Annotated in this window: 20 protein-coding genes; 9 read left to right on the top strand and 11 right to left on the bottom strand. The window is 62.4% G+C overall.

The window, feature by feature from the left end; translation table 11 throughout:
* Positions 1 to 81: 81 nt before the first annotated feature.
* Positions 82 to 855, bottom strand: coding sequence for an alpha/beta hydrolase (locus AC0J41_RS15420; RefSeq protein ID WP_473012926.1), 774 nt, complete (start codon positions 853 to 855; stop codon positions 82 to 84).
* A 112-nt stretch (positions 856 to 967) separates the two neighbouring features.
* Between AC0J41_RS15420 and AC0J41_RS15415 the strand changes: the two genes are divergently transcribed.
* Complete coding sequence (locus AC0J41_RS15415) at positions 968 to 1,912, top strand: aldo/keto reductase (protein ID WP_025111296.1); 945 nt, start codon at positions 968 to 970, stop codon at positions 1,910 to 1,912.
* A gap of 4 nt (positions 1,913 to 1,916) precedes the next feature.
* Here AC0J41_RS15415 and AC0J41_RS15410 read toward each other — a convergent pair whose 3' ends face one another.
* A complete protein-coding gene (locus tag AC0J41_RS15410; RefSeq protein WP_473012925.1) occupies positions 1,917 to 2,810 on the bottom strand; it encodes a LysR family transcriptional regulator in 894 nt (297 codons plus the stop codon).
* 97 nt (positions 2,811 to 2,907) lie between these two features.
* Between AC0J41_RS15410 and AC0J41_RS15405 the strand changes: the two genes are divergently transcribed.
* From AC0J41_RS15405 to AC0J41_RS15390, 4 genes are all read left to right on the top strand, one after another.
* A complete protein-coding gene (locus tag AC0J41_RS15405) occupies positions 2,908 to 3,384 on the top strand; it encodes a (R)-mandelonitrile lyase (RefSeq protein WP_473012924.1) in 477 nt (158 codons plus the stop codon).
* 119 nt (positions 3,385 to 3,503) lie between these two features.
* A complete protein-coding gene (locus AC0J41_RS15400) occupies positions 3,504 to 4,037 on the top strand; it encodes a sigma-70 family RNA polymerase sigma factor (protein WP_473012923.1) in 534 nt (177 codons plus the stop codon).
* Positions 4,034 to 4,999, top strand: a complete 966-nt coding sequence (locus AC0J41_RS15395) for a FecR domain-containing protein (RefSeq protein ID WP_473012922.1) — start codon at positions 4,034 to 4,036, stop codon at positions 4,997 to 4,999. Before AC0J41_RS15400 ends, AC0J41_RS15395 begins: the two co-directional genes overlap by 4 nt.
* A gap of 135 nt (positions 5,000 to 5,134) precedes the next feature.
* On the top strand, positions 5,135 to 7,549 hold the full coding sequence (locus tag AC0J41_RS15390) for a TonB-dependent siderophore receptor (protein WP_473012921.1): 2,415 nt from the start codon (positions 5,135 to 5,137) through the stop codon (positions 7,547 to 7,549).
* A gap of 49 nt (positions 7,550 to 7,598) precedes the next feature.
* Here AC0J41_RS15390 and paoC read toward each other — a convergent pair whose 3' ends face one another.
* The 4 genes from paoC to AC0J41_RS15370 form a co-directional block, all read right to left on the bottom strand.
* Complete coding sequence (gene paoC / locus AC0J41_RS15385) at positions 7,599 to 9,797, bottom strand: aldehyde oxidoreductase molybdenum-binding subunit PaoC (protein WP_473012920.1); 2,199 nt, start codon at positions 9,795 to 9,797, stop codon at positions 7,599 to 7,601.
* Complete coding sequence (locus AC0J41_RS15380) at positions 9,794 to 10,750, bottom strand: FAD binding domain-containing protein (protein WP_473012919.1); 957 nt, start codon at positions 10,748 to 10,750, stop codon at positions 9,794 to 9,796. Before AC0J41_RS15380 ends, paoC begins: the two co-directional genes overlap by 4 nt.
* Entirely contained in the window at positions 10,747 to 11,370 is a 624-nt protein-coding gene (gene paoA / locus AC0J41_RS15375; RefSeq protein WP_473012918.1) for an aldehyde dehydrogenase iron-sulfur subunit PaoA, read from the bottom strand. The genes AC0J41_RS15380 and paoA overlap by 4 nt, the downstream gene beginning before the upstream one ends.
* Before the next feature lie 435 nt (positions 11,371 to 11,805).
* On the bottom strand, positions 11,806 to 13,560 hold the full coding sequence (locus AC0J41_RS15370) for an L-lactate permease (RefSeq protein ID WP_473016009.1): 1,755 nt from the start codon (positions 13,558 to 13,560) through the stop codon (positions 11,806 to 11,808).
* A 242-nt stretch (positions 13,561 to 13,802) separates the two neighbouring features.
* On the opposite strand from AC0J41_RS15370, the gene AC0J41_RS15365 reads away from it, so the two are divergent.
* Entirely contained in the window at positions 13,803 to 14,009 is a 207-nt protein-coding gene (locus AC0J41_RS15365) for a hypothetical protein (RefSeq protein ID WP_473012917.1), read from the top strand.
* A gap of 45 nt (positions 14,010 to 14,054) precedes the next feature.
* Here the strand turns inward: AC0J41_RS15365 and AC0J41_RS15360 are convergent, their stop codons facing one another.
* Positions 14,055 to 14,327 carry a hypothetical protein gene (locus AC0J41_RS15360; protein ID WP_473012916.1) on the bottom strand — a complete coding sequence of 91 codons (273 nt, stop codon included), beginning with the start codon at positions 14,325 to 14,327 and terminating at the stop codon, positions 14,055 to 14,057.
* 245 nt (positions 14,328 to 14,572) lie between these two features.
* Here AC0J41_RS15360 and AC0J41_RS15355 point away from each other — a divergent pair, with 245 nt between their 5' ends.
* Both AC0J41_RS15355 and AC0J41_RS15350 read left to right on the top strand, forming a co-directional pair.
* A complete protein-coding gene (locus tag AC0J41_RS15355; RefSeq protein WP_473012915.1) occupies positions 14,573 to 15,652 on the top strand; it encodes a hypothetical protein in 1,080 nt (359 codons plus the stop codon).
* 2 nt (positions 15,653 to 15,654) lie between these two features.
* A complete protein-coding gene (locus AC0J41_RS15350; protein WP_473012914.1) occupies positions 15,655 to 16,008 on the top strand; it encodes a DUF1428 domain-containing protein in 354 nt (117 codons plus the stop codon).
* 116 nt (positions 16,009 to 16,124) lie between these two features.
* Here the strand turns inward: AC0J41_RS15350 and AC0J41_RS15345 are convergent, their stop codons facing one another.
* Positions 16,125 to 16,319 carry a hypothetical protein gene (locus AC0J41_RS15345; RefSeq protein WP_025111308.1) on the bottom strand — a complete coding sequence of 65 codons (195 nt, stop codon included), beginning with the start codon at positions 16,317 to 16,319 and terminating at the stop codon, positions 16,125 to 16,127.
* Between the two features lie 105 nt (positions 16,320 to 16,424).
* Here AC0J41_RS15345 and thpR point away from each other — a divergent pair, with 105 nt between their 5' ends.
* Entirely contained in the window at positions 16,425 to 16,964 is a 540-nt protein-coding gene (gene thpR / locus AC0J41_RS15340; RefSeq protein ID WP_473012913.1) for an RNA 2',3'-cyclic phosphodiesterase, read from the top strand.
* 243 nt (positions 16,965 to 17,207) lie between these two features.
* Here the strand turns inward: thpR and AC0J41_RS15335 are convergent, their stop codons facing one another.
* From AC0J41_RS15335 to AC0J41_RS15325, 3 genes are all read right to left on the bottom strand, one after another.
* Positions 17,208 to 18,305: a polyamine ABC transporter substrate-binding protein gene (locus AC0J41_RS15335; RefSeq protein WP_473012912.1), complete on the bottom strand. Its 1,098-nt coding sequence runs from the start codon at positions 18,303 to 18,305 to the stop codon at positions 17,208 to 17,210.
* A gap of 139 nt (positions 18,306 to 18,444) precedes the next feature.
* Positions 18,445 to 19,326, bottom strand: a complete 882-nt coding sequence (locus AC0J41_RS15330; protein WP_025111311.1) for an ABC transporter permease subunit — start codon at positions 19,324 to 19,326, stop codon at positions 18,445 to 18,447.
* Positions 19,323 to 20,204 (bottom strand): ABC transporter permease subunit, encoded by an 882-nt coding sequence (locus tag AC0J41_RS15325; protein ID WP_177327349.1) that lies wholly within the window; start codon positions 20,202 to 20,204, stop codon positions 19,323 to 19,325. The genes AC0J41_RS15330 and AC0J41_RS15325 overlap by 4 nt, the downstream gene beginning before the upstream one ends.
* Between the last annotated feature and the right edge of the window lie 26 nt (positions 20,205 to 20,230).

The raw sequence follows: 20,230 nt of genomic DNA, 5'->3' as shown, positions 1-20,230 counted from the left end.
GGAACGCATTGCCAAGGTGGGAGCGGGCTTGCTCGCGAAAGGGCCAGTTGCACCACCGCAAAATCGGTTGATCAAACCCGATCAGCGATCAAGCGCTTCCCCCATCCACTGCAGATACTGCACCCGCTCGGAAATCGAGTTGTGCCCTGCGTCCGGCACCACTCGCAACGTCGCCACGCCTTTGGGAAAATGCGCCAGCAGCCGCTGCGTGCTGTCCCGTGGAATCACCTCGTCATCGCTGGCCGCCAGCAGCAAGGTCGGCACCTGAATGTGCGCGGCATAGCGGCCTGACTCGAAACGATCCTTGAGCAACCACTGCACCGGTAGCCACGGGTATTGGCGCACGGCGATTTCTTCGAGGCTGTTGTATGGCGTCACCAAAATCAACCGGGTCGCCGGACGCTGACTCGCCAGCCGCACCGCCACCCCGGAACCCAGGCTGCGGCCGACCACGGCAATCTGCGGATGGCTGGCGTACACCCGGTCAAACAGTGCCAGCGCATCTTCGGCAATCGCTTCCTCCGAGGGCGCGCCGCCACTGCCGCCAAACCCCCGGTAGTTCATGAGAAACACGGCGTACTCGGGAAAGGCCTGGCTGAACGAAGGCAGATTGCGTGACACGTCCTCGGCGTTGCCGCCAAAGTAGATCAGCGCCTTGGGGCCGGTGTGCTCGCGAACGCTTACCCACACATCGGCATCCGGCATCGCCAGTTTCAGCCGCGAATCCGGGGTGGTGATGGCGCTGTCAGGCCGGGGGAAATAGATCAGCGAGCGCTGAAACACGAACGCCGCCGCGCACAGCGCCAGGTACAGGGCGACGATCAATGCGACGAGTGACAGGACGGTTCGGGACATTCGGCTAACTTTAACGGGACGCGCAGGTGCGTCGTGGCAGTGTAGTCCAGCGTTGTCTGCTGATTGCCATGCCACATACCCTGCAACAGATCCACGTAGCAGGAGCACCGGCATGCGCCACACTGAGGGTTACTCGCGGCGTCGTCTGCTCACGCTGGCTGCCGGGGTTTCGGCGGTTTTCACCTTGCACCGGGCGTTGGCCACCGCCACCTCGTCGAGCGCCTCAGGAGACCAGACCATGCAGACCCGCGCCATCCCCTCAAGCTCCGAGCTGCTGCCCCTGGTGGGCTTGGGCACCTATCGCGGCTTCGACGTTGCGCCCGGTGAAACTGCTTACAAACAACTGCCTGCCGTGCTCGACGAGCTATTCCGAAAGGGTGGCACGCTGATCGACAGCTCACCGATGTACGGCCGCGCCGAGCAAACCACCGGCGAGTTGCTGTCGATCCACCAACCGCACTCGCCGGCATTTCTGGCGACCAAGGTATGGACGCGCGGGCGTGAGGAGGGCATCGCGCAGATGGAACAATCCTTCCGCCTGCTGCGTACCGAACGCATCGACCTGATGCAGATTCATAACCTGCTGGACTGGCAGACCCATCTGCCAACCCTGCGTGAATGGAAAGAACAGGGGCGCATCCGCTACATCGGCATCACCCATTACACGCCGTCGGCCTATGACGAAGTCGAAGCGCTGCTCAAGGCCGAACCGCTCGACTTCCTGCAAATCAACTACGCCCTCGATGACCGTGGCGTCGAGAAGCGCATTCTTCCGATGTGCCGCGAGCGCGGGGTGGCGGTGATCTGCAACCGGCCGTTCGGCGGTGGCGGGTTGCTCGCGCGGCTCAAGGGCAAGCCGCTGCCAGCCTGGGTCTCGGATGTGCAGGTCAACAGTTGGCCGCAACTGGCGCTGAAGTTTCTGCTGTCGCACCCGGCGGTGACCTGCGTGATTCCCGGCACCGGTAATCCGCGCTACATGGCCGACAACGCCGGCGCCGGGTTCGGGCCGATGCTGACGGATGCGCAGCGTCATCAGTTGATTGCGCTGCTGGGGTAGGCGCTCAACCGCGATAACGCAACGCCTCCAGCAACAGCGAAAACGCCGGCGCTGCCTGCCGTCGGCTCGGGTAGTACAGGTGATAACCGGCAAACGTCGGGCACCAGTCCGCCAGCACTTGCACCAGACGCCCGTCGGCCAGGTGCGGTGCGACGATGTTTTGCGGGATGTAACTCAGGCCGAAGCCGTCGAGTGCAGCGTCGAGTAGCGGGTACACGCCATTCAGGGTGATTTGCCCGGACACGCGCACCTTGAGGCTTTCGTCGTTCTTTTCGAACTCCCAGGTGTACAACCCGCCGTTGGTGGGCAGACGCAGGTTGTTGCAGGCATGGTCGGTCAGCTCTCTCGGTGTTTCCGGTCGCGTGCGGTTGGCGAAATAGGCGGGCGAGCCGACCACCGCCATGCGCATGTCCGGGCCGATGCGGGTGGCAATCATGCCTTGGGCGACGTCCTCGCCCAGGCGTATGCCGGCGTCAAAGCCTTGCCCGGCGATGTCGACGAAACCGTAGTCGCAACACACCTCCACGGCAATGTCCGGGTATTTGGGCAGGAACGCCTGAAGCACCGGCCGTAGCAGCCAGTTCAGCGAATGGTCGGTGGCGCTGATACGGATGCGGCCTGCCGGGGTTTCGCGCAGATTGCTCAGGGCCGCCAGTTCCAGTTCGATCTCGTCGAAACGCGGGCCGATCGTTTGCAGCAGATGTTCGCCGGCCTCGGTGGGCGAGACGCTGCGGGTGGTGCGGGTCAGCAGGCGCAGGCCCAGGCGCGCTTCCAGCGCACGGATGGTGTGGCTGAGCGCCGATTGCGAGACGCCGAGTTTGGCCGCTGCTTTGGTGAAACTGCGCTCGCGGGCCACGGCGAGGAAGGCGAGCAGGTCACTGGCGTTTTCTCGAAGCATTGATGAGTGTCCTGCATAAGTTTTTTCGAATTCTAGTCGATTATCTGAACAGTTCAGCTCGGTAAAGTGCCGTTATTGCTCACCGGAGACCACCGCCATGAACCCGATTGCCACTTGCGCATTGACCTTGTCCTTACTCGCGAGCGAGACCCAGGCCAACGAACCCCTGCGCGTCATTGTCACCCCCAACGGCTCGCAACCCTCGGCCAAGGGCCCGGCGGACTGGTTCACCGGCACCGTGCGCGTCGACGCGCCGTTCAAGGGCAGCGATGCGGCGCGCGTCAGCGGCGCTACGGTGACGTTCGAGCCGGGCGCACGCACCGCATGGCACACCCATCCGTTGGGGCAGACGTTGATCGTCACCGCCGGGGCCGGTCTTGTGCAGGAGTGGGGCCAGCCCGTTCGCGATATCCGCCCCGGCGACACCGTGTGGATCGCTCCCGGCGCCAAGCATTGGCACGGTGCTGCACCGAACACGGCGATGACCCACATTGCCATTGCCGAAGTGCTGGATGGCAAGGTGGTGGACTGGATGGAGCAGGTCAGCGACGCGCAATATCCGAAGGCTGAATGAGGCACCAGCCCGCTGGAACCTCATGCGAGTGCGCTAGCGTTTTTTTGCGCTGGGTGACACTTGTTAGCAAATGAAATATATTCGCATTCGTGTAGGTTGCCCCCTCCCAGGATGCCGTTGTGCCCGCTCATTTGCCTTCCGCCCAATCCCCGCGCAATCAGCTGCTGACGTTGCTTTACAGCGACCATCACGGCTGGTTGCAGAACTGGTTGCGTAAAAAACTCGGCTGTTCGCAGCGGGCGGCGGATCTGGCGCAGGACACCTTCATCCGCGTGCTGACCCTCGCTGAACCCGAGCGCTTGCAGGAGCCGCGGGCGTTTCTCACGACCACGGCGATTCGCCTGCTGATCGATGGCGAGCGCCGGCGCAAGCTGGAGCGGGCATACCTGGCGGTGCTGGCGCATGAAAGTGCAGACGCCGCGGCGATCAGCCCGCAGGACTTCCATCAGATCGTCGAACTGCTCGAATCCATCGCCCGGCTGCTCGACGGCCTTGCGGAGAAACCACGACGGGCGTTTCTGCTCAATCGCCTGGACGGCTGGAGCCATGCCGAGATCGCCGAACACCTCGGTGTGTCGAAAAGCATGATCAAGCAGTACATCGCTCAGGTCATGGTGCATTGCTATGTCGCGCTGTATGGCGGTGCCGCGTGAACAACGGGCCTGAGCCAAGCCATGAAACGGTGGTCGCGGCGGCGCAATGGCTGGCGCTTCTGCACTCCGGTGAGGCCAGTGATCATCAGCATCAGGCGTTCGCCCAATGGCGCGATGCCGACCCCAGCCATGCTTTGGCGGCTTCGCGTCTGGCGCTGCTGTGGGGACGTTTCGACGGCTTGCCGAAGAGCCGCGCGCGCAAGACCCTCGACCGTGTCCTCACGCCAAAACGCGGCAGCACCCTGCGGCGCACCGGCACTTGTCTGGCCTTGCTGATCGCCGCGAGCGTGGCGTGGCAAGGTGTGCGCCAGGCGCCGGTGTGGCTGGCGGATCAACGCACGGCAGTGGGCGAGCGGCGCGATCTGGTGCTGGCCGATCACAGCCACTTGCAGCTCAACAGCGACACGGCGGTGGATCTGCATTTCGACGGCCAGCAACGGCTGATCGATCTCAAGCGCGGCGAGCTGTGGGTCGAGGTGGCGAAGGACCCGCAACGGCCTTTCGTGGTGCGCACCGAGCACGGCACCGTGACGGCACTCGGCACGCAGTTCCTGGTGCGCCGCGAGGACGGCCAGACCCGTGTCACCGTGCTGGAATCGGCGATTGCCGCGCGCCCGGTCGAGCACCCGGAGGGTCCCGTGCGGGTGGCGGCCGGGCAGCAGGCGACGGTGTTTGCCGATCATGTCGACAGCCCGATGGGCTTGGCCAACGCCGACCCGGCGAGCTGGACCCGAGGCGTGCTCAAGGTCGACGACCGGCCACTGGTGGAGGTGCTCGATGAGCTGGCGCGCTACCGCTCCGGCGTCCTGCACTTCGATCGGCAGGCGCTGGCCGGGTTGCGGGTCTCGGGCTCGTTCCCGCTCGGTGACAGCAACGCAGCGCTGGCGGCATTGCAGACCAACCTGCCGATTCGCGTGCAGCGCTTTACCGATTGGCTGGTGCTGATCAAACCCAAATCCTGAGTTCACCACGAAACTTTGCAGGCCTTCGCCTGCCGGGGGCGGTGATCTGAAAAATAATTCAGCGCTTCACTGTCCCTTTCCCGAACTCGCCCGTCATGGCCTGAGAAACCCAAACAACTCCCAGGAATCCACCCCATGACCCGCCCCGTTGTCCGGCTGCACCCTCTTGCCGCCGCGCTGTTTCCGATCTTTCTCGCCGGTGCTGTGCTGCCGGCGGCGGCTGACGATGCCAGTGTCGCCCAGAGCCGCGTGCAGACCTTCGCGGTGCCGGCCGGTGACCTCAGCGTAGCCTTGAGCACCTTGGCCGAGCAGGCCGGCGTGGCCCAGGCGTTCGATCCGGCGCTGACCCGTGGCAAACAGACGCCGGGCCTGAGCGGGCGCTACACCCTGGAAATGGCGCTGGCAAGGCTGCTCAGCGGCAGTGGCCTGGAAGCGGTACAGGTTGGCTCGACTTATCGTTTGCAGGCGTTGCCTTCCGGCACCGGCCAGGTACAGCTCGACAGCCTGTCGATCAGTGCGCCGGAGACGGTCGATGGGCCGTTCGGGCCGGTGGACGGTTACGTTGCGCAGAACAGCATCAGCGCGACCAAGACCGGCACGCCGATCCACGAAACCCCGCAATCGATTTCGGTCATCACCCGTGAGCGCATGGATGCGCAAGGCGTGCAGTCGGTCAACGAAGCGTTGCGCTACACCCCCGGCGTGTCGAGCTATGGCGCCAACAATCGCTCGGACTGGTACACGGTGATTCGCGGTTTCTCCCCGACCACATACCTCGATAGCCTGCAACTGCCGACCACGATCAATCTGGCGAGCTGGATGGTCGATCCGTACATGCTCGAGCGCGTCGAAGTACTGCGCGGTCCGGCCGGTGTGTTGTACGGGCAGGGCGATCCCGGTGGTGTGATCAATCAGGTATCGAAGCGCCCGAGTGCAGTGGCGGCCAACGAAGTCGGCGTGCAATACGGCACCGATGCGCGCCGCCAGGTCAACTTCGACAGCACCGGCCCGCTGGACGAGCAGGGCGTGTGGTCGTACCGCATGGTCGGCGTGCTGCGCGACCAGAACATCAAGGACACCCCGTGGCAGGACAAGCGCCAATCACTGGCGCCCTCGCTTACCTTTGCGCCGGATGACGACACGCGCTTCACGTTGCTCGCGAGTTACCTGTACGACGACAGCAATTCCGGCGATGGTTTTTATCCGTCGGCGGGCACCATCGACTACAACCCCAACGGCCACATCAAGCGCAACATCTTCGAGGCCGACCGAGACTTTCAGAAGTACGAAAAGCGCCAGTATTCGTTCGGCTATGAGTTCTCCAAACGCCTGAGTGACACCTGGCAAGTGCGGCAGAACCTGCGCTACTCGCACCTCGACCTGAACGACAACATGATCTACGGCGGCGGCTTCCAGGCAGGCTCGTTGACGACCATCGACCGCTGGGCCGGCATCGCCGATTTCACCTACAAACGCTGGACCGTGGACAACCAGGCGCAAGCCGACTTCAGTGCCGGCGGGGTCGATCACACGGTGCTCGTGGGCCTGGATTATCAGCATCAGGACGCCACCGACCAAGAGGTCTATGCCCTCGCGGCGCCGGTCAACGCGTACCACCCGGTGTTCGTGCCGTTCGACCGCTCGATCTTCAACGATCCGGACAAGAGCTACCCGAGCAACATCGATTCGACCCTGAATCAGACCGGCCTGTATCTGCAGGATCAGCTGAAGTTCGACGAGCACTGGCGCCTGACCCTGAGCGGTCGCTACGACTGGGCCAGCAGCGAAACCCAGGATCACCTGGCGCACACCACCACCCACCAGAAAGACGAGGCCTTCAGCGGTCGAGCCGGTCTGGTGTACCTGGCGGACAACGGCCTGGCGCCCTACGTCAGCTACTCCACCGCATTCACCCCCAACGCCGGGCTGGATGCCAACGGTAAACCGTTCGACCCGACCGAGGCCAGGCAGTACGAGGCCGGGATCAAATTCGCGCCCAAGGACAGCAACGCGTCGGTGACTGCGGCGGTCTTTCAGATCACCCAGACTAACGTGTTGACGCCAGGCCCGATCAATCCCAATTACTCGGTGCAGACCGGCGAAATCCGCTCCCGTGGTTTCGAGCTGGAAGGCACGGCAAGCCTGAGCCGTGAGCTGGACGTGATCGCCAGTTACACCTATCAGGACGTGAAGATCACCAAGGCCAACGACGTCAGCGAGGGCAAGACCCCGACGTTCATCCCGACGCCGCGCAACATGGCGTCGCTGTGGGCTGACTACACCTTCCACGATGGCTGGCTGAAGAACTTCGGCATGGGCGCGGGCGTGCGCTACGTCGGCAGTAACCCGGGGGCGGCGGATAACTCGCTGGAGATCCCCTCGTACACTGTGTTCGATGCTTCGGCGCATTACGTGACCGGGCCATGGAAACTGGCACTGAACGTCACCAACCTGACCGACGATGACTACATTTCCGGATGCTACGACGCGACCCGTTGCCTGTACGGCAATCCGCGCACCGCCGTGGCTTCGGCGACGTATCGCTGGTAACGGTGAACGCCCCTCTCTGCGCAGGGAGGGGCGATTCTGCGGGGTTGCTTCAGATCATCGGCGGCAACGACGAAAGAATCTTGTCCAGCGTGATCGGATATTCGCGCACCCGCGCCCCGGTGGCGTTGTAGATCGCATTCGCCACTGCGGCACTCACGCCGCAAATCCCCAGCTCCCCCACACCCTTGGCTTTCATTGGCGATGAAACCGGATCGGTCTCGTCGAGGAAAATCACCTCCTGATGCGGGATGTCGGCATGCACCGGCACTTCGTACCCGGCCAGGTCGTGATTGACGAAAAAGCCCAGCCGTTTGTCCACCGCCAGCTCCTCCATCAATGCAGCACCGACGCCCATGGTCATCGCGCCTATCACCTGGCTGCGCGCGGCTTTGGGGTTGAGAATCCGCCCCGCTGCGCACACCGCAAGCATGCGTCGCACACGGACTTCTCCGGTCGCCGCGTCCACCGCCACTTCGACGAAGTGCGCGCCGAAAGTCGACTGCTGATACTGCTTGGCGAGGTCGGCGAATTCGATGCTGTCCTCGGCCTCGACGACGCCATTTTTTGCGGCATCACGCAGCGCCAGCGTCTTGCCGCCGGAGCGCACCTGACCGTCGGCGAATTCGACGTCAGCGCCGGTCATGCCCAGCCGGGTTGCCACTGCGTCGCGCAGTTTCATGCACGCGGCGTAGACCCCGGCGGTCGAGCAGTTGGCGCCGAACTGACCGCCGGAGCCGGACGACACCGGAAAGTTCGAATCCCCCAGATGCACGGTGACGTCTGCAAGGCCGACGCCCATCATCTCGGCGGCGGTCTGGGCGATGATGGTGTAGCTGCCGGTGCCGATGTCAGTCATGTCGGTTTCCACCGTGACCTTGCCGTCGCGTTCCAGCCGCACCCGCGCACCGGACTTGAGCAGCAGGTTATTGCGGATCGCCGCCGCGACGCCCATGCCGATCAGCCAGCGGCCTTCGCGACGGCTGCCGGGGGTAGCGCTGCGCTGGTTCCAGCCGAATTTTTCGGCGCCGGTTTGCAGGCATTCGATCAGCCGTCGCTGGGAGAACGGGCGCTCGGTTTTCACCGGATCCACCTGGGTGTCGTTGAGGATACGAAACTGGATGGGGTCGAGCTTGAGCTGCTCGGCCATCTCGTCCATGGCGATTTCCAGCGCCATCAGCCCCGGGGTTTCCCCGGGGGCGCGCATGGCGTTGCCTTCGGGCAGATCCAGCGGCGCGAGCCGCATGCTCACCAGGCGGTTTTCTGCGGCATAGAGCAACTGACTCGGCTGCGCCGCGACTTCGACCTTGCCGTCCTTGAGGTTGCCCGACCAGCCTTCATGGGCGATGGCTGTGAGCTTGCCGTCCGCTGTCGCACCCATGCGAATCCGCTGGATGGTCGCGGGGCGGTGAGTGGTGTTATTGGCGATCTGCGGCCGGGCGAGGGCGACTTTTACCGGGCGGTTGGTCAGACGCGCCCCGAGGGCAGCGAGGATCGCGTCGGCGCGGATGAACAGTTTGCCGCCAAAGCCGCCGCCAATGTACGGCGAGATCAGGCGCACTTTTTCCTTGGACAGGCCAAGGGTGGCGGCGACGTCGCCGACACTCCAGGCAATCATCTGGTTGGACGTCCACAGGGTCAGTTGATCGCCTTGCCATGCCGCCAATGTTGCGTGCGGCTCCATCATCGCGTGGGACTGATCGGGGGTGGTGTAGGTCTGGTCGAACTGCACCGCAGCGGCGGCGAACGCCCCGGCGAAATCGCCGTGTCTGACGTCGGGCAATTCGTCTTTCGGCTCCACGCCCTGATCGCGCACGCTGGCCAGGTCGAACTCGCCCTTGGTCGTGACATAGTCGACCTTGACCAGTTGTGCAGCGGCGCGAGCCTGCTCGAAGGTTTCGGCAACCACTAGCGCTACGGCCTGGTGATAGTGCTGCACGTCGGGCCCGGCCAGCAGCGGCGCCGAGTTGTATTTGCCCTTGCCGAGCTTGCCGGCATTGGCAGCGGTGACGATGGCCAGCACGCCGGGCGCGGCTTCGGCGGCGTCGAGATCGATGTGGTTGATGCGGCCTTTGGCGATGGCCGAGCCGACCATGAAGCCGTAGGCCTGATTCGCCACCACGTGGTGTTGCTCGTAGGCGTATGGCGCCTGGCCGCTGGTTTTCAGCGGGCCTTCGACGCGGTCGGTGGGTTTGCCGATGACTTTCAACTGATCGATCGGGTTGGTGGTGGCGGGCGTGTCGAATTTCATGCTTCGTCCCTCGCTTGCGCCAACACCGAGCCGAGCGTGCGCTCGACCAAGGTCAGTTTGAATTGGTTGTCGTGGGTCGGTGTTGCGCCGTCGAGCAGGCGTTCGCTCACGGCTTTCGCGCCGTTGGGCAGCAACGCGTCGGCGTCTTCGACGCGCCATGGTTTGGGCGCTATCCCACCGACCACCACGCGGCCGCTGCCGTCTTTTTGCAGGATCACCCCGACCGACACCAGGGCAAAGGCGTACGACGAGCGATCGCGCACCTTGTGATAAAGGTGCGTGCCGCCGACCGGAGCGGGCAGGGTCACGGAGGTGATGAACTCGCCGGGCGTGAGGCTGGTTTCGATGTTCGGCGTGTTGCCCGGGAGTTGATGGAAGTCGGCAATGGCGATGCGGCGGGTCGTGCCGTCGGGCTTGACCGTTTCAACCTGCGCGTCGAGTGCGCGCATGGCAATCGCCATGTCGCTGGGGTGGGTGGCGATGCAGGCGTCGCTGACGCCGATCAGCCCCAGTTGCCGACTGACCCCGCCAATCGCCGCACACCCACTGCCGGGCTGGCGTTTGTTGCAGGCCTGATTGACGTCATAGAAGTAGGCACAGCGGGTGCGTTGCAGCAGGTTGCCGGCGGTGCTCGCCATGTTGCGCAACTGGCCCGAGGCGCCGGCGAGCAAGGCGCGCGCGAGCAGGGCGTAGTCCTTGCGCACGCGGCTGTCGGCGGCCAGATCGGTGTTGCGCACCAGTGCGCCGATGCGTAATCCGCCTTCAGGTGTGGCTTCAATTTGATCAAGGCCCAGATGGTTGATGTCGATCAGGTGCAGCGGGGTTTCGATGTCGAGTTTCATCAGGTCCAGCAGGTTGGTACCGCCGGCGATGAACTTCGCGCCTTCGACCTGTGCCGCTTGTGCGGCCGCTGCGGCGGGGGAGTCGGCGCGGCTGTAGTTGAACGGTCTCATGCCGGCACCTCCGCAACTTCAGTGATCGCTTCGATGATGTTCGAGTAGGCACCGCAGCGGCAGATGTTGCCGCTCATGCGCTCCTGGAATTCAGTGGCAATCAGTTGCGGTGCATCGGTCAGGCTGGGGCTGGCATGGCTGGGGATGCCGTCACGGATTTCCTTGAGCACCGCCACCGCCGAGCAGATCTGCCCCGGCGTGCAATAACCGCACTGATAGCCGTCGTGCTTGATGAACGCGGCCTGCATCGGGTGCAGATTGTCGGGCATGCCGAGGCCTTCGATGGTGGTGATTTCGCTGCCTTCGTGCATCACCGCCAGGGTCAGGCAGGCATTGATCCGGCGGCCATCGGCGATCACCGTACAGGCGCCACACTGGCCGTGGTCGCAGCCTTTTTTGCTGCCGGTCAGGTGCAGGTGCTCGCGCAGGGCGTCAAGCAGGGTGGTGCGGTTGTCGACTTCAAGGGCTTGCGGCTTGCCGTTGACTTGAATCGTCACTTTGCTCATGGCCGGTTGCTCCAGGTTGGCCGCGTAGGCCTTGAGGCTGATGAACGGCGGCATCGCGAAGGCCGTGGCGGTCACGGCACCGAGGATCAGGAATCTACGTCGGGAAATCGTCATGCTTCGATCCCTCTCTGGCTGAATCAGGACGGCAGGGGTGAAAAGGCCCGCTCGGGCGCGCCGGCATGCTTGCCGGTCTCGTTCTTGGAATGACCTGCGCAAGGGGGAAAAGGTTTTTGCGGATTTGCGCTATAGAGTTATGCGCATGGCTCATCAATCTGCTAAACGACGCAGAGCCATATTGTGGGAGGGGGCTTGCTCGCGAAGGTGGTGGGGCAGGCAGTTTTTGGTTGAATGGCATACCGCTTTCGCGAGCAGGCTCGCTCCCACAGGGGTCATGCGTTTCAAATGTGGGAGGGGCTTGCTGCCGAAGGTGGTGGGGCAGGCTGTTTTTGGTTGAATGAATACCTCTTCGCGAGCAGGCTCGCTCCCACATTGGAATGCATGCCCCCTGTGGGAGCGAGCCTGCTCGCGAAGAGGTCTTCGGAATTGACCTCAATGTCCGCCAACCACCATGTGCGTAAATGGCGCCACATACGCCTGCAGCGTCACCAGCCCACCGACCAGCATCGCCAGTACGATCGAGTGGAAGAACACGTAGCGCAGAATTTCGCCCTCATGCCCATACCAGCGGGTGGCGGTGGAGGCGACCACGATTGATTGTGCATCGACCATCTTGCCCATCACCCCGCCGGAGCTGTTGGCCGCCGCCATCAGGACGGGGCTGATGCCCAACTGTTCCGAGGTCACCCGTTGCAGCCCGCCGAACAGTACGTTCGAGGCGGTATCCGAACCGGTCAACGCCACGCCGAGCCAGCCGAGCAAGGTGCCGAACATCGGGTAAAACACCCCGGTCGCCGCAAACGCCAGGCCCATGGTCGCGTCCAGTCCGGAATACCTCGTAAGGAATCCCAGCGCGAGCATCGCCGCAATGGTGATCAGCGAAAACCGCACCACCCATAGCGTGCGCAGGTACTGCTTGATCAATTGCGGGATCGAGTAACCCATCAGCAGCCCGCCGACAATCGCCGCCAGCAGAATGCCGCTGCCAGTGGCGGTGAACCAGGTGAACTTGTAGATCGCCTCTTCGGCTTTCGGCGCCGGCACCACCGGTGGGACTTTCTGCACTTGCAGGTGCAGGGTGGTGAAGGTCAGCGCCGGCGAGAAAATCGGGTTGGCCTCGCTGAGCGGTTTGCCTTGCGGATCGAGTTTGACGGAATGCGTTACCGGGTCCAGCGCCGGGCGCACGTCGAAAATATTCTTGAAACCCTGGGTGCCCCAGGCAAACACGAACACGGTGAGGATGATCCATGGCATCCACGCGCGCATCACCGCCGGGCGTGCCTGATCGCTGAAGGTGGCGCTGGCGGTAACTTTTTCTTCCTCGACCCTGGAGTTGTCGACTCGCCCGGACAGGGCGGCGGAGGTGTACACCGTCGCCGGTTTCCAGACCCGCAGAAACAGAGTCAGGCAGGCCATGGAGATCAGTGCGGCGATCACGTCCACCAGCATTGGCCCATGGTAGTTCGATACCAGGAACTGTGGCACCGCGAAACTGGCCCCAGCCACCAGAATCGCCGGCCAGATCTCCAGCATCTTGCGCCACCCGGCAAACGCCCAGATCAGCCAGAACGGCACCAGCACCGAGAAAAACGGCAGTTGCCGGCCGACCATCATCGACAGCTCCATCTCATCCAGCCCGGTGACTTTGGCCAGGGTGATGATCGGCGTGCCGAGCGCGCCGAACGCCACCGGTGCGGTGTTGGCAATCAACGCCAGTCCGGATGCGGCCAACGGCGAAAAACCGAGGCCGATCAGAATCGCTCCGGTCACAGCCACTGGCGTACCGAACCCGGCCGCGCCTTCGAAAAACGCGCCGAAGCAGAAGGCGATCAGCAGCAACTGCAAGCGGCGGTCATCAGTGATCCGCGCCAGGGAGTCCTGCAGCACTTTGAATGAGCCGTTCTCGGTAGTCAGGCGGTGCAGAAAGATGATGTTGAGCACGATCCAGCCGATCGGCAGCAAACCATTGGCTGCACCAAACAACGCCGCCGAACCGGCCATGCTTGCCGGCATGCCGAAGGCGAAGATCGAAATCAGCAGCGCCGAAGCCAAGGCGAGCAGGGCGGCCAGATGCGCCTTGACGTGAAAGAACGCCAGCGCTGCGAGCATCACCACCACCGGGGTGGCGGCCATGAGTGTAGAGATCAGCGGATTGCCGAACGGGTCGTAGATTTGCTGCCAGACCATGATCCACCTCTGCTTGTTGTTATCGAGGCGCAGATCCGTTGCGAGGGGGGCGATAACCAGCAGTATAGGTGGCATTACGCCGCTGTCCGGAGGCGGGCGGCGCGCCGATCAATGGTCGTGGTCGGGCAGTGAATCAAAGTCCGTTTGTCCGGTCGTATCAGCGGCTGCGCGCACTGCGTCCTGAAGGCGTGGGCAGTGACAGCCGTTCCGTCGTCAAGACCTTGGTTTTAGGGAAGAGTTGAATGAAGCACGCGACAACAATGCTGCTGACCGTGGCCGCCGCTGTTTTGCTGGCAGGCTGTGTGGCGGATTTTGATGATGACTACCGCCATGGGCGGCATTACGACCGAGATCACGGGCGCTATTACGACCATGACCGGCGTTGGGATGACCGTGATGACGGTCGACGCGACGGACACCGCTACTACCGTGATCGCGACGACGACTGATTGAATATCAAGAGGGCGTTCCCGCAACGGGAACGCCCTCGCCGATTAAAAATGAGCGCTCGCCCGGACGCTGGAATGCGCAGGCGCAGAGGCCTCGAGATCCAGCAAATGGGTGGCGAGTATGTCGCTCAGAAAGCGGAACTGATCGTTGATACCGACCACTTCATTAGTGAAGTGATTGCTTGCGGCGGGCATCAGCAGATCGTCGAAATCTTCGTTGAACACCAGTGCTTGCGCCTTGCGCGACACCACGTGCTGCTCGTAATAGTTGCTGCCGAATACCGGGAAACTCACGGAGAGTGCGATGGTGCGAATCATGATGTGTACTCCTCGTTGCGTCTCGGATGGGTCAATCGTGCCTTTGCCGGGCGGCGGGCGGAAGGCAATCGTGGCGATGGTGAATATCGACGGCGTTGATGGTTGATGCCTCCCCCAGGAGGACGCATTTGAAAGTGGGAGTGAGCCTGCTCGCGATGGGGCCAGTGCGACCACAACCGACAAACGGCCCAACCCCTCGCACCTATACTCAAATCTGTTTTCCTCCATTCAAGGACTCCACCACTGTGAACCTGCGTGCGCTGTTCGTCGCCGCACTGTTGCTGCTGGCTGGCTGCGCCTCCTCGGCTCGGGCCCCGGTGACGCCACCGGCCGTGGTGGTGTCGCCCGCGACTTGGAAGCAGATCGACCGCGACATCGTCAGCGCCTCGCAGCAGTCCACCGAGCAGGTCAAGGTATTTGCCCGGGGCTCGATGGAACATTGGCGTATTCGCGTCTATGAGCAAACTGAAGAAAATTTCATTCCGTGGTTCAGCAGCTATTGGACCCAGGAATGGCTATCGATGAAGGTCAGTTGGTACACGATCAGCGCCGGCGGCGAACAGGATGCGTCGGCCAAGCGTCTGGCGAGCTATCTGCTTGAGCAGTATCAGGAAAGGGTGCTGGCGCCGGTCGCGGTGGAGATCGATCCGGATGCGATCCTCGGTCAGGCCACGGCGTTCTATGCGCAACTGATGGCCCAGCAGATGCCGCTCATCGCCCAGCGTTACGGTGTGCCGGTGGCCCAGCTCAACGGGCACTTGCAGAAAGTGCCGGCCATCGCCCTTGGCCCGCCGCCGGCGCGCGATGCTTCGCTGTATCAGGTCATCAGTACCGAACCGCTGAACACCCTGCCGGCGTATGCCGCGCTGATCGACAAGGTCCACACCGAGGGCGGCAGCAAGGGGATTGCCTCGACCGACGCCGGTATGGCGCCCGTGGCCAAACGCGCCAGCCAGCGAATGGAAGCGGAAATGGCCCCGCGCGGTGCGGCCAGCGCGGTGGCGGCTGCGGCGGGCAAGTTGGTGGGCGGGGTGATTTCGATCGGCGTAGCGGGCATTCGCGCGATCATCCAGGCCAGTGATCGACCCGACAGCGAAGCGCTGATTCGCAGCAGCCTGGGCAGCACCTTTGACAAGGCCTGGTCGAAACTGCTGCAAAACCCGACCACCGGGGTCATGGCCGGTACGTTGCACATCGCCGGTCAGGTTGAGGGCAGCCTTGGCGGAGCAGAACAACCGTCGGTCGGGCTGGGTGTGAATCGTGTCGAATGGCGGCCGCCGGAATCGACTACTCAGCAGATCGAACCCAACGTGCAAGGAGAATGATCATGGCTTACATCGATATTTTTGTAGCACCTGTACCGAATGCCAATCGCGAGCAGTACAAAAAACACTGTGAGATCGCCGCGAAACTGTTCAAGGAATACGGCGCGAAGGAAGTCGTTCAGTGCTGGGGCGATGACGTGCCGGAGGGCAAAGTCACGTCATTCCCGATGGCGGTAAAACTCAAGGACGGCGAGACGGTTTCGTCCGGCTGGCTGATCTGGCCGGACAAAGACACCCGCGACGCCGGCATGGCCAAAATGATGGAGGACCCGCGCATGCAACCGGACGTCAACCCGATGGGGTTTGATGGTCAGCGCATGATTTTTGGTGGTTTCAAGAACATTCTTGAATCCTGAAATTCACCTGTTCCGTGCAGGAGTGAGCCTGCTCGCGATGGCGGCGGTTCAGTCGCTGAAGATGCTGGCTGTGCCGACCGCTTCGCGAGCAAGCCCGCTCCCACATGGGCTTGCGGTCATTCAGAGGAGGGGGTAATCCGGCAGCTTTTGCGGTTGCGGATTTCTTCGTCCGTAGGCCGTTCGCAAACGAATTCGAAACGCGGTTCACCTTCGCTGTAATGCACCAGCCAGCCCCACTCCAGCTCGGCTTCATCCTGCCCGGGGTTCGGTGGTCTGGCCCACCACGGCTCTTTGCTGAGAATCTCGCGCATGACGGCCTCTGGTTCGATGGCAATCCTTGAACTATAGCCGGGTGTCGCGAGTCGTCAGAGAAGGCTGTGTAGAATCGCCTGATCGACGAGCGAAGGAGCAGGGCCATGATCGATGAAGTGCGAATGGATCTTCCCGCCAAGCGACTGTTTTTCGCCCTCGACTGTCCGCCATTACAACGCAAGGCCATTGCTCAATGGCGCGGCGATCTTGGGCTGCGCACCGGCAAACCGGTGCCGGCGGATAACTTTCACCTGACGCTGCTGTTCCTCGGTGCCGTGCCGCTGGCGCAGATCAATGAAGTCTGCGAGGCCGCCGGCAAGGTGCGCACGCCGGGTGAAACGTTGAGGATTGCGCTGGATCGCCTGCAGGTCTGGCATCGGGCCGGGATCCTGTCGTTGGCGCCCGAGCGGGCACCACCGGCATTGTTGCGCCTGGTCTATGCGCTGGAACAGGCGATGTTGCCGTTTGGCTTCGAAGCGTCTGCGCGCGAGTTTCGCCCGCACCTGACCCTGGCCCGTGACTACCGTGCAGCGGAGCCGGAATCCGCCACGCCGGCGGAATTCTTCCTGCGCGCCGAGCGCTTTGCCCTGTTCGAATCGCACAAGGGGCGTTACCGGATCCTGCAGGAATGGCCGCTGAATTGAGCGCACAAAAAAAGGCGCCCGAGGGCGCCTGAATTCACCTGAGCCGAGGGAGCCAGGTGAGGCCGTTCAATGCAGGGTGCAGCGGTGGTAAGGCGCTGCGTGAACGGGAACTTTTTCAGCACTGCATTGCTTCACTGTGGGAGCGAGCCTGCTCGCGAAGGCGTCGGCACCTTCAGCCTCTTCATCACCTGAAATATTGCTTCGCGAGCAGGCTCGCTCCCACATTTTTGATCACTGGTCTTTTTACTTGCCGAGTTTCACCCGGGTCCAGCCCCGGGTCATGATCCGCTGTGTGGCAATCGGCTGATCCGGCACCGCATAAAGCGTCGCCATCACCGCCTGCGACGGGTACGAGCCCGGGTCGTTGCGGATCGCTTCGTCCACCAGTGGCGTGGCCGCCGCGTTGGCGTTGCTGTAGCCGTTGCTGTTGGTGATCTCGGCAATGATGTCCGGACGCATCAGGAAGTTCATGAACAGGTAGGCGTTGTCGACGTTGGCGGCATCACGCGGGATCGCGACCATGTCGTAGAAACTGCCGGCGCCTTCCTTCGGAATGCTGTAGTCGATCTTCACCTTGTTGCCGGCTTCCACGGCGCGGGCCTTGGCCTGCAGCACGTCACCGGAGTACCCGACCGCCACGCAAATATTGCCGTTGGCCAGGTCCGAGATGTACTTCGAAGAATGGAAGTACGCCACGTACGGGCGGATCTTCATGAACAGCGCCTCGGCTTCCTTGATGTGCGCGGTGTCCTTGTCGTTCACCGGATAGCCCAGATAGTGCAGGGCGGCCGGGATCATTTCGGTCGGCGAGTCGAGGAAGCTGATGCCGCAGGCTTTCAGTTTTTCAGCATTTTGCGGGTTGAACAGCAAGTCCCAGGAGTCGGTCGGGGCGTTGGCGCCGAGCACTTCCTTGACCTTGGCCGGGTTGAAACCGATGCCGATCGAGCCCCACATGTACGGGAACGCATGGGCGTTGTCCGGATCACTGGCAGCGGCGTTTTTCAACAGCACCGGGTTGAGATTCTTCCAGTTCGGCAGCTTCGATTTGTCCAGCGTCTGATAGACACCGGCCTTGATCTGCTTGGCCAGGAAACTGTTCGACGGTACGACCAGGTCATAACCGGATTTGCCCGCCAGCAAGCGCGCCTCAAGGGTCTCGTTGCTGTCGAACACGTCATAGGTCACGCGGATGCCGGTCTCGTCTTCGAACTTCTTGACGGTGTCCGGCGCGATGTAATCGGACCAGTTGTAAACACGCAGCACCTTGTCGTTGGCCTGGGCGCCCATGACCATTGCGCCCATTAAGGACAGTGTCAGCAGAGTCCTGCCAAACATTTTCATCGGTACAACTCCATTCTTCTTATTCAAAAGCTTTTAAGCAAAAGCACAAAACCCAAACAGCTGCACACCTGACCTGTGGCGAGGGCGCTTGTGTGGCGAGGGGATAAACCCCTCACCACACTGGCTCCTCATCACATTGTCAGGCTGCGGCAGTGGCGGCGCGTTGCGGCTGTTGCCACGACTCATTCGCCGTCTGATCCATCGCTTCCTGAATCGCCCGCTTGCGGTTGGCCTCTGCCTTGCGGCCGAAGTACCAGACCAGGAAGGTCACCAGCGACACTGCCAGCAGAATCAGGCTGGCCACGGCGTTGATCTCAGGCTTCACGCCCAGACGCACCGCCGAGAACACTTCCATCGGCAGCGTGGTCGACCCCGGGCCGGAGACGAAGCTCGCCAGCACCAGGTCATCCAGCGACAGGGCGAACGACATCATGCCGCCCGCAGCCAGCGACGGCGCGATCATCGGAATGGTGATCAGGAAAAACACCTTGAACGGTTTGGCCCCCAGATCCATCGCGGCTTCTTCGATCGACAGATCCAGTTCACGCAGGCGGGCGGAGACTACCACTGCCACATAAGCGGCACAAAATGTGGTGTGAGCGATCCAGATGGTGACGATGCCACGTTCCTGTGGCCAGCCGATCAACTGCGCCATGGCCACGAACAGCAACAACAGCGACAGACCGGTGATCACCTCGGGCATCACCAACGGCGCGGTCACCAGACCACCGAACAGCGTGCGACCCTTGAAGCGTGTGACGCGAGTCAGAACGAACGCGGCGAGGGTGCCCAGCGCAACGGCAGCAATCGCGGTGTAGCAGGCGATTTCCAGCGAGCGCACTACCGAGCCCATCAGTTGCGTGTTGTCGAGCAGGCCGACGTACCACTTCACCGACCAGCCGCCCCACACCGTCACCAGTTTCGAGGCGTTGAACGAGTAGATCACCAGGATCAGCATCGGCAGATAAATGAACATCAGGCCGAAGATCAACATGAACTTGGAAAAACCGAAGCGTTTCATCCCCGTGCCTCCATCTCTTTGGCCTGACTGCGGTTGAACAGCAGAATCGGCACAATCAGGATCAACAGCATCACTACCGCCAGTGCAGATGCCACCGGCCAGTCGCGGTTATTGAAGAACTCTTGCCACAGCACGCGACCGATCATCAGCGTCTCCGGGCCACCCAGCAGTTCCGGGATCACGAACTCACCCACCACCGGAATGAACACCAGCATGCAGCCGGCGATTATCCCGTTCTTGGCCAGCGGCACGGTGATTTTCCAGAAATTGTTGAAGTTGCTTGAACCCAGGTCCGACGCGGCCTCCAGCAGGCTGCCATCGTGCTTCACCAGGTTGGCGTACAGCGGCAGCACCATGAACGGCAGGTAGGCGTAGACCACACCGATGTACACAGCGGTGTTGGTGTTGAGGATCTCGATCGGGTGATCGGTCAGCCCCGTCCACATCAGAAACGCATTGAGCAGACCGTTGTTGCTGAGGATGCCCATCCATGCGTAAACGCGGATCAGGATCGCGGTCCAGGTCGGCATCATGATCAACAGCAGCAGGACGTTTTGCGCTTCCTTGCTCGCCTTGGTGATTGCGTAGGCCATCGGGAAACCGATTACCAGGCACATCAGCGTGCTCAGCGCCGCGACCTTCAGCGAACCGAGGTAGGCCGACAGGTACAGCTCGTCTTCGCCGAGCATGGTGTAGTTGCCGATGTTGAGCATCAGCTGGAATTTCTGTTCGGCGTAGGTGTAGATCTCCGTGTATGGCGGGATCGACAGCGCGGCTTCCGAGAAACTGATCTTCATCACCAGGAAGAACGGCAGCATGAAGAACAGGAACAGCCAGATGAACGGTATGCCAATGACCCATTTTCGCCCGCTGGGCACCAGGCGCAGGAATTGCTGATTGAAGG

The sequence above is a fragment of the Pseudomonas sp. Arb-4-2C genome (assembly GCF_055755015.1).
The sequence above is the reverse complement of the archived record's forward strand: the minus strand, read 5'-3'. Positions and strand labels throughout refer to the sequence as shown.